General features: G+C 61.9%; 9 protein-coding genes. 3 read left to right on the top strand and 6 right to left on the bottom strand.

Features of this window, described 5'->3' with window-relative positions; genetic code table 11:
* Positions 1-135 precede the first annotated feature (135 nt).
* The 5 genes from xylB to ACIOMR_RS30165 are packed head-to-tail and all read right to left on the bottom strand — an operon-like array spanning position 136 to position 6,128.
* Positions 136-1,611: a xylulokinase gene (gene xylB / locus ACIOMR_RS30185; RefSeq protein ID WP_401198055.1), complete on the bottom strand. Its 1,476-nt coding sequence runs from the start codon at positions 1,609-1,611 to the stop codon at positions 136-138.
* Between the two features lies 1 nt (position 1,612).
* On the bottom strand, positions 1,613-2,605 hold the full coding sequence (locus tag ACIOMR_RS30180) for a LacI family DNA-binding transcriptional regulator (RefSeq protein WP_177009862.1): 993 nt from the start codon (positions 2,603-2,605) through the stop codon (positions 1,613-1,615).
* Between the two features lie 21 nt (positions 2,606-2,626).
* Positions 2,627-3,568, bottom strand: coding sequence for an ABC transporter substrate-binding protein (locus tag ACIOMR_RS30175; RefSeq protein ID WP_177054101.1), 942 nt, complete (start codon positions 3,566-3,568; stop codon positions 2,627-2,629).
* A 33-nt stretch (positions 3,569-3,601) separates the two neighbouring features.
* Complete coding sequence (locus tag ACIOMR_RS30170) at positions 3,602-4,570, bottom strand: ABC transporter permease subunit (protein WP_003209708.1); 969 nt, start codon at positions 4,568-4,570, stop codon at positions 3,602-3,604.
* Positions 4,571-4,595: 25 nt separating this feature from the next.
* A complete protein-coding gene (locus ACIOMR_RS30165; protein WP_003209705.1) occupies positions 4,596-6,128 on the bottom strand; it encodes a sugar ABC transporter ATP-binding protein in 1,533 nt (510 codons plus the stop codon).
* A gap of 409 nt (positions 6,129-6,537) precedes the next feature.
* On the opposite strand from ACIOMR_RS30165, the gene ACIOMR_RS30160 reads away from it, so the two are divergent.
* From ACIOMR_RS30160 to ACIOMR_RS30150, 3 genes are read left to right on the top strand one after another with little or no spacing between them, the layout of a single operon-like run.
* The gene (locus ACIOMR_RS30160; protein WP_087692323.1) at positions 6,538-7,893 is read left to right on the top strand and encodes a HAMP domain-containing sensor histidine kinase; all 1,356 of its coding nucleotides are present in this window, start codon (positions 6,538-6,540) and stop codon (positions 7,891-7,893) included.
* Positions 7,878-8,261, top strand: a complete 384-nt coding sequence (locus ACIOMR_RS30155) for a response regulator (RefSeq protein WP_008430409.1) — start codon at positions 7,878-7,880, stop codon at positions 8,259-8,261. The genes ACIOMR_RS30160 and ACIOMR_RS30155 overlap by 16 nt, the downstream gene beginning before the upstream one ends.
* Before the next feature lie 9 nt (positions 8,262-8,270).
* Positions 8,271-9,539, top strand: a complete 1,269-nt coding sequence (locus ACIOMR_RS30150; RefSeq protein ID WP_003209700.1) for an EAL domain-containing response regulator — start codon at positions 8,271-8,273, stop codon at positions 9,537-9,539.
* On the opposite strand, the gene ACIOMR_RS30145 is transcribed toward ACIOMR_RS30150, so the two are convergent.
* Positions 9,520-10,155 (bottom strand): methyl-accepting chemotaxis protein, encoded by a 636-nt coding sequence (locus tag ACIOMR_RS30145; protein ID WP_371132487.1) that lies wholly within the window; start codon positions 10,153-10,155, stop codon positions 9,520-9,522. The genes ACIOMR_RS30150 and ACIOMR_RS30145 overlap by 20 nt on opposite strands.
* Positions 10,156-12,292 lie beyond the last annotated feature (2,137 nt).

The following is a 12,292-nucleotide window of genomic DNA, read 5'->3' as shown; positions in this document are numbered from 1 at the left end:
CCGAGCCTAAGCGAGGTGCCGAGTGGTGGGGCAAGAGCGTTTTGCTTACTTTTGCGCTGTTCAAAAGTGAGCCGCTGTAAGAGCGGAACCAATAGCAGCCGTTACCCAAATAACGGATATACACCCAAAACTTCCCTAATCGTGCAAAGCCTTAGCCGCCCCCAACAACCCCCGAAACTTCAAATATCGCGCCTGCAAAACAGCCTGTTGAGCGCCGTCCGGGAAAAACCGTTGCTTCACCGGCATCCCCGCCTGCAAGAGCGCCGCACCCTGGCCGCTCGACAGGAACCCCAACTTCGCTGCACCAATACACGCCCCCAACTCACTGCCATGCAACGTATAAATCTCCCGCCCAAGAATATTGGCCAACAACTGCGCCCAATACTCACTGCGCGCCCCACCACCCACCAACGCACAAGCCCCCACCGTGGCCCCGGCCGACTGCACTGCATTCAATGCATCCAGCAACCCGAACCCAACCCCTTCCATCACCGCATACCCCAGCATGGCCGGCGTGCAGTCATGCCCCAGGCTCATGAAACCACCCCGCAACAACGGGTCGTTATGGGGCGTGCGCTCCCCCGCCAAATACGGCAAAAACAACGGATTGGAAACCGGCACGCCCTGCCCGATCGGCCACTCGGCCTGCACCCGATCCAGCAACGCCTGCTCATCAACCGACCCCGTCAACCGCGTCACCCACCGCAAGCAACTGGCCCCGGCCAGCATGGCGCCCATGGTGTACCAGCGATTAGGCAACGCATGACAAAAACTATGCACCGCACTCGCCGGATTCCCCGCCGAGTGATCAGTAATCGCCACGATGGCCGCACTCGTACCGAGGGTGATAAACGTATCCCCCGCATTCACCGCCCCTATGCCCACCGCCGCCACCGGGTTGTCCCCGCCACCGCCGGCAATCACCAGGCCCTCGGCCAAGCCCAGTCGCCCCGCCGCAGCCGCATTCAAACAAGCACTGGCCGCGCCACCTTCTACCAGCCGTGGCATCTGCGCCAACCGCAAACCCGTGGCCTGCAGCATCGGTTCAAACCATTCACGGTTGGCCACATCCAGCCACAGCGTCCCCGCACCATCGGACACATCACTCACGCGCTCACCACTCAAGCGCAGGCGCAGGTAATCCTTGGGCGACAGCACGCAATCAATGGCGCTGAATACCGCCGGTTCATGCTCCTGCAACCACAGCAGCTTGGGCGCCGTGAGACCGGCCATCGGCAAGCTGCCGGTGACGTCGGCAAACTCACTGCCCAAGGCTTCTGCCTGGGCCATGGCACGGGAGTCATCCCAGAGAATCGCCGGGTACAACACCCGGTCGTCTTGCCCCAGCAACACCGCCCCGTGCATCTGCCCGGACAACCCGATGCAGCCGACACGGCCGTAGGCATCCGGCTGATCAGTGCGCAGTTGGTCCAGGGCCTTCAGGCATGCTTGCCACCAATCCTCAGGCGCCTGCTCGGACCAGCCTGCATGCGGGCGCGAGACCGTCAGCCGCGCGCCCGTATGGGCGAGGACGTTGCCTTGCGCGTCCATCAGGATCGCCTTGAGTTCCGAAGTGCCGAGATCAATGCCAAGGGAAACCGCGTTGTTCATATCAGGGGCAGCCGCATGAGTTACGAATCTTCAGGGTGGGCGCGAGCCGCACGCTGTGTGTTTTACGCTTGGGCGACGCCATGCGCTCAAGCAGCAGGTTGACCGCCCGGGCGCCGAGTTCCTGGACCGGCTGTGCGATCAGGGTCAGGCGTGGCACGAAGAAATCCGCCCAGTCAAAATCATCGAAGCCCACCAGGGCCATCTGCCCGGGCACGTCGATATTCGCATCACGCAAGGCGTGCATCGCACCCAGGGTCATCAGGTTGTTGCCCGCCATGATTGCCGTGGGCGGTGTTGCCAGGGCCAATAACTGCGCGGTCGCTTGCCGTGCCGGCTCGCTGCTGGAACCACCGTTGACCAGCAATTGCGGGTCAAACACCAACCCTGCCGCCTGCAACGCGGCTTGATAGCCGGCCACGCGCTCATCGGAAGTGCCCAGCCCCGCCCGCCCGGAAATAAAGCCGATGCGCCGGTGGCCATGCTCGATCAAGTGCGCCACCAAAGCCTGGGTAGATAGGGTATTTTCCACCCCGACCTGATCGAAACGATCACACATCATCCGGTCCACCAGCACCGCCGGCACTTGATTGGCCTGCAGGTATTCCAGGGCCAGCGAACCGGTAGACGGCGCCAGCAGAATGCCGTCCACCCGCCGATGGTGCAGCGCCGTGACCACACGCAGTTCCTGTTCGGGATCGTCGTGGGTATCGACAAACAACATCATGTAGCCGTGCTTGGCGCACTCGGTTTCAATCGCGTGCACCGTTTCACTGAAGTAGTGGTTGGACAGCGCCGAGATCGCCACGCCAATCGTATTGGTGGTGGACCGCGCCAGGGAACGCGCCAGCGTGTTGGGGATGTAGCCCACCTGCCGGATCGCGTCCTGCACCGCTTGCACCGTGTCCGGGCTGACCTTGCGGGTGCCGTTCAAGACGTGGGAAACCGTCGACGTCGACACCCCTGCAATTCTTGCCACATCCTCCATGGTTGCCACGGTGCTCACTCCTGGGTGCTTTTAATGCTTGCTTGACCAACCGGCGTAGGAACCGACGTTATCGCGGGTTATCAATTTTGGCGCCAGCAGGGTAACCGCTTCGGCGGGTTGTTTGTCATTGAGAATGTCATTGCCGACATTGACGGCGGTCTGGGCCATGGCCCATGGGTCCTGGCTGGCGGAGGCCTGGATCAGGGTGTCGGTCTTCAGGGCATTCTCGATGTCCGGCGCGCCGTCCACGGAGGTGATGATGATGCCGCTGCGTTTCAGTTGCTTGGCCGCCAGGTCGCTGCCGATGGCTTGCGGGTCGTTGATTGCGAACAGGCCGTCGATTTTCTGGAAGCGCGTCAGGTAACCCTGCATCACGTTCAAGCCACCTTCGCGGGAGCCCTTGCCGTCCTGGTCGTCCGACAGCACCTTGATCTCCGGGGCGCTGGCCAGCGCGGCTTGGCAGCCTTTGACCCGATCGGTCACGGCGGTGACCTGCGGGCCGTTCTGAATGATCACATTGCCCTTGCCCGACAGTTTGTCGACGATGAACTGGCAGGCGAGCTTGCCGGCCTCGACGTTGTCGGTCTGCACCGTGGCATTCACGCCCTTGGCGTCGACGTCCACGGCCACCACCACGATCCCGGCATCACGGGCTTTCTTGATCGCCGAGGCCATCGCCGACGGGTCGACGGCGTTGAGCAGGATCAGGTCGACCTTGGACGAGATGAAGTTGTCGATCTGCGAGAACTGCTTGCTCAGGTCATAGTCGGCCGACACCGAGGTGACTTTCACCGCCGGGTTCAGCTCCTTGGCCCGCGCCGTGGCACCGTCGGCCAGGGTCACGAAATACGGGTTGCCCAGGGACCCCATGCTGATGCCGATGGCTTTCAGTTCACGGGCTTGCACCGCCTGGGACATCAACACGGCAACGCCCAGGGAGGCGACAACAGGAAACATGCGTTTGAAGTTCATGATGACTCTCTTGTGATTGTTGTTTGAGTGAAATCAGGTCCGCGCACCGGACTGGCGATAGCGATCCAGCGCTACCGCGCCAATGATCACGATGCCCTTGATGATGTACTGCCAGATATCCGAGACGCCCAGCAGCACCAGGCCGTTGGTCAATACCGCGATGATCAGCGCGCCAATCAGCGTGCCGCCGATGGTGCCGACGCCGCCGGTAAAACTGGTGCCGCCGAGGATCACTGCGGCAATCGCATCCAGCTCATAGGATTGCCCCAGCTGCAGGCCATTGGCGGCGAACAGGCGTGACGCGCTCATCACCGCGCCCAACCCGGCCAACGCACCGGACATGGCATAGACGAACAGCAGGACCTTCCACACCTTGATCCCCGACAGCCGCGCCGCTTCCGGGTTGCCGCCCACGGAGTAGATTTGCACCCCCATCACCGTGCGCCGCAGGATGAACCACGACAGCGCAATCACGGCTACCGCGATGATCACCAGCCAAGGCACGCCCAGTACTGAGTCGTTGCCAATAAAGGCAAACGGCAAATCAGGGTTGAACACGGTCTTGTCGTCGGCCAACAGACGAGCCAAACCGCGCATGGCGGTCAGCGCGCCGAGGGTGACGATAAACGGCGGCAGGCGCATGAAGGCGATCAGGCCGCCGTTGACCAGGCCCAGCAACAGGCCGAAGCCAACCCCGGCGGCAATCCCGAACATGCCGAACTGCGGTGACATCGACGCTTGCAACGCAACCACAGCCGAAGCCGCAAGAATCGCTCCCACCGACAAGTCGATGCCCGCCGTGAGGATCACAAAGGTCATCCCCGCCGCCAGCACCACGTTGACCGACGCCTGCTGGGTGATGATCGACAGGTTCTGCACCGTCATGAAGTTTTCGCTGGCCAGGGCAAAACCCACCAGCAGCAGCACCAGCACCGGCAACATGCCCACCGTGCGCATCAGTTCGCGAATACGCTCAGCCTTGCCGATCGTTGCCACAGTCATGGTGTTGCTCCCGCTTGTCGTTGAATTAGCCATGGGCGGCCACCTGTTCGCTGCCGGTGGCGAGGTCGATGATCGCCTCCTGGGAAATATCCAGCCCCGATGCCCCGCCCACTTCGGCCACCAGTTGCCCTTCGCGCATGATCAGCACGCGGTCGCAGGTGCCGATGATTTCCGGCAGTTCGCTGGAGATCACCACGATGCCTACGCCGGCCTTGGCCAACTGGTTGATGATGCGGTAGATCTCGGATTTGGAGCCGATGTCCACGCCACGGGTGGGCTCGTCGAGGATCAGCACATGCGGCTTGACCTCCAGCAGCCGTGCCAGCAGCACCTTCTGCTGGTTGCCACCGGACAACGCGCCGACGTTGACCTTGCCCGACGCCACGCGGATCGACAGGGACTTGATCGCATCGCGTGAGCGTTGTGCGGCGTGGCCACGGTCGAGCACGCCACCGGCATGGGCATCCGGCACACACGCACAGACGTTGATGTTGTCGGCCACGCTCATGTCGAGAAACAGACCCTGGGCCTTGCGGTCCTCGGTGAGGTAGACGACACCGGCACGAATCGCATCCGCCGGGTTGCGCAGTTGGGTCACGGTTTTGCCGACCACCTCCAGGGTGCCGGAGGTGCGTGGGTCGGCGGCAAAGATCAGCCGTGCCAGTTCGGTACGCCCGGCGCCCACCAGGCCGGCGATGCCCAGCACTTCACCGGCGTGCAGGTCAAAGCTGCAGTTGCGCACGCGCTTGCCGTCGGCCATGTCGCGCACGCGCATCACCACCTGGCCGGGGTCGTAGGCCGCATGTTCCTTCTTGTAGAAACCTGACAGGTCGCGGCCCACCATCATCTTCACCAGCACTTCGGCCGACAGCACGTCCCGCGCCAGTTCGCCGACGTACTCGCCGTCCCGCAGTACCGAGACCCGGTCCGACAGCTCGTAGATTTCCGCCATGCGGTGGCTGATGTAGATGATCGCCAAGCCCTGGCTGCGCAGCTGTTTGATCAGCGCGAACAGGCGGTCGGTCTCCCGGGAGGACAACGGCGTGGTGGGTTCGTCCATCACCAGGATTTTTGCGTGGGCATGCAAGGCCCGGGCGATTTCCACCAGTTGGCGCTCGGCGATGGACAGGCTGGCGACGCGGGTGGTGGGCAGGAACTCCGCACCGAGCCTTGCCAGCACCTCGGCCACCCCGGCTTCCATGCCCTTGCGGTCGATGGTCCAGCCACGGCGCAGTTCACGGCCCAGGTAAATGTTCTCGGCCACCGTGAGGTTCGGACACAGGCTCAGTTCCTGGTAGATCACGGCAATGCCGAGGGCTTTGGCGGAGGCTGGGTTGTAACTGGCGACGGGCTGGCCATCGATGCGGATGGTGCCGCCGTCGTCGGCCTGGTAAGCGCCGGAGAGGATCTTCATCAAGGTCGATTTGCCGGCGCCGTTCTCACCCATCAAGGCGTGGATTTCACCGGGGTAGACCTTCAGGCTGACGTTCTTGAGCACCCGCAGACCGTTGAAGGTCTTGCTGATGCCCTGCATTTCAAGCAAGGGTTCAAGGCTCACGACTGAGCTCCTGGTTTTATTATTGTTGTGTTCGGGCGTTTGCCGATGGCAGTCATCGGCATACCTGATTGCTGCCGACTCTAATCAGATACATTTGCTTACGCAAGCGCTTGCGTCAGCCGTTTATCGTTTGATTAAACGTTTCACCTGATGAATAAATGTTCATACAGCGACCTGGAGTGACTAATTGCAGATAAAACCGCCGTTTTTCCACCTTCACCTATCCGATTGAGTGTTTTTCAAAAAATAACACCGCGTTTGGCCACTACGATCCCTGTCGGTTGCGGTTTATCTGCTATCGTCCAAAGACCTCATCTCCTCCTCATCGCGCCTGCGCGATCTTCTGTGAGCATGCTCTGCGGCGCCGCCTTTGGCAGCGTCGGGCCTGAAGTTCACGGAACACTGCACGATGGACAACTCTTCAGTCGACAGCCCGGCGGAGCCGCAATCCCGGGCTGAAAAAATCGTCGAATTCAAACGCCAGAAAACCCTGCTCAAGGCCGGCGCCTTGCAAGATGCGATCTTCAACAGCGCCTACTTCTCCAGCATCGCCACCGACGAAAAAGGCGTAATCCAGATTTTCAACGTCGGCGCCGAACGCATGCTTGGCTACGCCGCCGCCGATGTGCTGAACCGCGTCACACCGGCCGACATTTCCGACCCCGCCGAGCTGATCACCCGCGCCGCTGCCCTCAGCCTGGAACTGGACACACCGATCACGCCGGGCTTTGAGGCCCTGGTGTTCAAGGCCTCCCGGGGCATCGAAGACATTTACGAACTGACCTATATCCGCAAGGACAACAGTCGCCTGTCGGCCATGGTGTCGGTGACCGCCCTGCGCAACCGCAACGACGCGATCATCGGCTACCTGCTGATCGGCACCGACAACACCGCGCGCAAGCAGGAAGAGGCGCAACGCAAAGGCTTTGAGCGCGCCCTGGAAGAGAAGAACCTGGAGCTGGAACACGCCAGCCACATGAAGTCCGAATTCCTCGCCACCATGTCCCACGAACTGCGCACGCCGCTGAATGCGGTGATCGGTTTTTCCGAGGCGCTCAAGGACGGCCTGGTGGGCGACATGAGCGATATCCAGCGCGAGTACATCGGCGATATCTTCACCAGCGGCCAGCACTTGCTGTCGCTGATCAACGACATCCTCGACCTGTCCAAGGTCGAGGCCGGCATGATGGACCTGGAACTGGAAGCCGTGGAGCTGGCGGGTTTGTTGGCCAACAGCCTGCTGATCGTGCGGGAAAAGGCCGCATTGCAGCGCATCCAGTTGAAACTCGAAAGCCCGGACGACTTCGGCGCGCTGGAACTGGACCTGCGCAAGACCAAGCAGATCATCTACAACCTGCTGGCCAATGCGGTGAAGTTCAGCGAGCACGGCGGCTCGGTGACGCTCTCGGTGCGCGAGGTGAATCGTGGGCAAGTGGGGCAGATTCCCGGCGACTGGCCCACCCACGGCTTTGCCCTGCAGCCCAGCGAACATCAACAGTTCCTGGAATTGAGCGTGAGCGACACCGGCATCGGGATCGCCCGGGACGACATGAGCAAGCTGTTCAAGGCCTTCAGCCAGATCGACAGCAGCCTGGCGCGCAAATTCGAAGGCACGGGCCTGGGCCTGGCGATGGTCAAGCAACTCACCGACCTGCACGGCGGCAGTGTCGCCGTGGCCAGCCGCGAAGGCGAAGGCGCGCGGTTTGTGGTGTGGCTGCCGCTGCACCGTGCCGCAGATGCGGAGGCCCCATGGCCGAAATCCTGATCGTCGAAGACAACGAGGCCAATATGCGCCTCGCCCGCCTGTTGCTGGTGAACGCCGGCCACAGCGTGTTGTGGGCCGCCGATGCCGAGACCGGGCTGACCCTGGCCCGGGAAAAACAACCGGCATTGATCCTGATGGACATCCAGTTGCCGGGCATGGACGGCCTGGCAGCCACGTCACTGCTCAAGCAGGACCCTCATACCGCGCACATCCCGGTGATCGCCCTGACGGCCATGGCCATGAAGGAAGACCGTGACAAGACCCTGCGGGCCGGCTGCGATGCCTACATCATCAAGCCCCTGCGCTACAAAGAGCTGTACCAGGTGATCGACACGCTGCTGCAAAAGAACATTACTCCCTCGACTTGAGTCCTCTCCATGGCCAGCCAACCCGCAACGCTGTTGATCGTTGATGATGAAATCCAGGTGCGCAAGCTGCTGGAAACCCTGCTGCGCCACGAGGGTTACCAGACCGTGAGCGCCGCCAGCGGTGAAGAAGCCTTGCAGTTGGTGGCGCAACGGCCGCCGGACTTGATCCTGCTGGACATCATGATGCCGGGGATGGACGGCTATGAAGTGGCCAACCAGCTCAAGGGCAACCAGGCCACGGCGAACATTCCGATCATCATGCTTTCGGCATTGAGTGAGTCCAGCGCGCGGCTCAGTGGCCTGGAAACCGGTGCTGAAGAATTCATCAGCAAGCCGGTGGAGCGGGTCGAGTTGTGGCTACGGGTACGCAACCTGCTGCGGCTCAAGGCCCACGGCGATCGGTTGAAAAACCATAGCCAGTTGTTGGAGCAGCAACTTCAACACCACCAAAATGAGTCCTCGCGGTTGAATGTGCATGATCTGGCGCGCCTGGACCTGGAAAAAGCCCTGCGCCTGGCTGTCGAGCGCGAAGAATTCGTGCTGCATTACCAACCCAAGGTCGAACTGGCCAACGGTCAGGTGTGCGCCCTCGAGGCCCTGCTGCGCTGGGACCGGCCCGGTTACGGCGCAGTCTCTCCGGCGGTCTTCATACCGATCCTGGAAAGCCAGGGCTTGATCGTCACGCTCGGGCGTTGGGTGATCGACAACGTGTGCCGCCAGATCGCTGCCTGGCAATCCGGCACGGTGGGCGCGGTGGAGGTATCGGTCAACGTTTCAGGGCATCAATTGATCGAGGGTGACCTGATTGCCGATATCGCCCAGTCCCTCGCCCAGGCCGGCGTGGAAGCGCATTGGCTGGAAGTTGAATTGACCGAAGGCTCGCTGATGGAGAACACCCAGCACACCATCGCCAGCTTGCAGCGCCTGCGGGCGATGGGGGTGAAGATCTCCATCGACGACTTCGGCACCGGCTATTCCAGCCTGGCCTACCTGCGGCGGTTCCCGATCGATACGCTGAAAATCGATATCGCGTTTATCCGCGAAGTCACCAGCAACCCGCAGGACGCGGCTATCACCCGCACCATCATCGAACTGGCCCACAGCCTGAAGCTGCGAGTGGTGGCCGAAGGCGTGGAAACCCAGGCGCAGTTGGAGTTTCTGCGGGAAGCCGGCTGCGATCAGATCCAGGGGTATCTGTTCAGCCGGCCTTTGCCGATGAAGGAGTTGGAGCGCCTGCTGCTGGATAAGCGCAGCCTGGTCAGGCCGCAGCCTCACTGACTTCGAACAACCCCACCAGCTTCTGCAACTTGTTGGCATTGACCCGCACGGTTTCCGCGCTGGTCTGCAACACCCCTACGGTCAGGCGCATTTGCTCCGAAGAGTGGCTGACCTGCTTGATGGTCTTGCCATAGTCGAGGCTGCGGGCGTTGAGCTGCTGGATGATGCTGAACATGCTCTCCACCGCCTGGTGCAGGTGCACGTTCTCCGAGGAGGCGTCCTCGGCCAGGCGCAGGCTGCTGTCGACGTTGGTCACGCCGTTTTCCATGAAGCCTACGGCCTTGCGGGTTTCGCCTTGCAGGCCCTCGACCATCTGGCGAATGTCTTCCGCTGCCTTGGAAGTGCGTGACGCCAGGGTGCGGACTTCGTCGGCCACCACCGCAAAACCGCGGCCATGCTCGCCCGCCCGCGCCGCTTCGATGGCCGCATTCAGGGCCAGCAGGTTGGTCTGGTTGGTGATGTCGCTGATCAACCCGGTGATGTTGCTGATCTGTGCCATGCGGCTGTCCAGCAGTTGCACGCTTTCCGAGGAGCGCTGCACCACATCGCGAATCGACTGGGTGCCGACCTGTACCGCGAGGAATTGCTCGCGGGCCCGGCTGACCACCTCGTCCATGGCCTGCTTCATTTGCTCGGCGCTCACCGAGGCTTGCTGGATTTCTCCCAGTTGCTCTTCAACGATGATCATCATGCGGTGGGTGGCGTCGGCCACTTCATGGGACATCAACCCGGCCGCCTCGCTGCGGCCGAGCATCAATTGGTTGGTGTTGCCAACGCTGTGGCTGGCCTTGACCACCTGGCCGACCACCGAATCCAGGCGGTCGATGAAGCTGTTGATCCAGCGGCTCATGTCGCCGGTTTCGTCGTTGACCATGCGCCCGCTGTCCAGGCGTTGGCGCAGGTTGCCCTCGCCTTCGGCAATGGTGCGGATGACCTCGGTCATTTCATTCAGGCGTGCGGCCAGGCGCCTGGGGCCCAGGCGGCTGAACAGCAAGGCCGCGACGACCATGCTCAGCACCTCGCACGCATCGGTCCAGGCGGCGGGCAAGCCACTGTAGTGACGGACCAGGAAGTTGCAGGCAAACAGGCCGGCCATGGTCGCCAGATAGGGCTTCATCAAGCCGTGGCTCAGGGAGCGCCGGCGGTAGACCTCTTCCAGGTCGGCCTCGCACATCATGCCCCAGCGATCCGGCGAGCCCGGCAGTTCGAAGGTCACGCCCTTGCCCACCACCGGGATGTGACGGTAGTCGGAATAGCCGGGATAGGTGACAAACAGGTTCGAGCCCTTGCGGATGGTTTCCCGCACGCCGGGGTGCAGTTGTTGGGTGGCGGGGTCGATAAACCGCAATTCCAGCTCGGTGTGGCGTTGGATCTGTACGGTTTTCCAGGGTGTGTGCACGCCGCTCTTGAGATTTTCACCGTGGGTGAAGGTGCCGTCCTCGAAGCGTGAGCGGGACAGCGCAATGCCCGGCTGCAGCGCCGGGTCGAAGCGCGATTGCACCATGAACAGGTAGTTATCGCCGGACTCGGGGAAGATATGCCCGGCCTCGCGCTGGATCAAATCCCCGAGTATGTCGTTGGGCACCCGACCGCAGAGGCAGCCGACCACCCTGCCCTCGCGGGTCAATGGTTGGTAGAACATCAGGGTCACTTCGTCATGGAAGCGCGAGGACGAAGGGCCGATCTGCAAGGTCAGCGGGTCGCTGTAGGGACCGTGGAGGAATGGCGCCTTGAGCCCGGCGGCCAGGGCTTGTTGATTGAGCGCGCGGTGACTGGCCTGGCTCCAGGTACTCGCCAGTAGTTCGCCCTTTGGGTCGACGATAAACAGCTCGGAGAAATCCCCGGCCTGGTGCAGTTTTTCCAGCAGCAGGCTGTTGTCGGTCAGCACGGAATCGCGGGCCAGTGTCGTCGCCAGTTCGTTGAGGTGTTCCCATTGTTCGCGGGTCCAGGTTTGCAGGAGTTTGACCCGGGTTTCGGCAATGGCCTCGAAGGTTTGCTCCATCACCGGGTACACCGCGCGGTTGAGGTGGCAGGACCAGCCCATGGCGAACTTGCCGGTCTTGCCCCACCAGGGCAGCCAGCTTTTCTCGGCGGAAGATAACTGCATCGTGCTGCTCGACAGGCTGCTCATGGCGGACTCCGGGACTGATGTCTAATTGCCATATTTCAAGGCAATTAATGCGCCAATTAGCTAGCTTGCTATTGATTAGGCTGTTTGGCCTGCCATGCGGGTCAACGGGAGCGAGCTTCCTCGCTACAAAAAGCTGCATGCAATCAAGAGCATGCACCAGCGGGTGGCAGTGAGATCGCTTGTCGGGTGGGATGTCCCAAGGGGACCGTGCCGGGCTGACCATCTCACTAGGGCTCTGCCCCGCCTGTCGGCGCATCGCTGTGGCTCGGCGTTCCCTCACTCCGGCATTACTCCGCGGGCCTAAACCGGCGTCCTGCCGGTTTACCCGCTCCGCAATACCTGCGTTCGGCCTCGGGCTTATTGGGGCAGTCAGAGCAAGAGCAAGATCAAAAGCAAGAGCACGGCGGCCTGAGAGCCGACTGAGTGTTAAAAGCCAAATCAAAAACCAGAGCGAAAGCAGAGCTGCTCTTCTGTAGGAGCTGGCTTGCCGGCGATGCAGACACCTCGGTCTTCCAGACACACCGAGGTGATGCCATCGCCGGCAAGCCAGCTCCTACAGTGGACCGTGCCCGCTTTAGCTTTTGATTTTGCACTTCAACACTCAAGCCGGCCGGTAGGCCGC

The organism is Pseudomonas sp. NPDC087814 (assembly GCF_044742865.1).
Taxonomy (GTDB): domain Bacteria; phylum Pseudomonadota; class Gammaproteobacteria; order Pseudomonadales; family Pseudomonadaceae; genus Aquipseudomonas.
The sequence above is the reverse complement of the archived record's forward strand: the minus strand, read 5'-3'. Positions and strand labels throughout refer to the sequence as shown.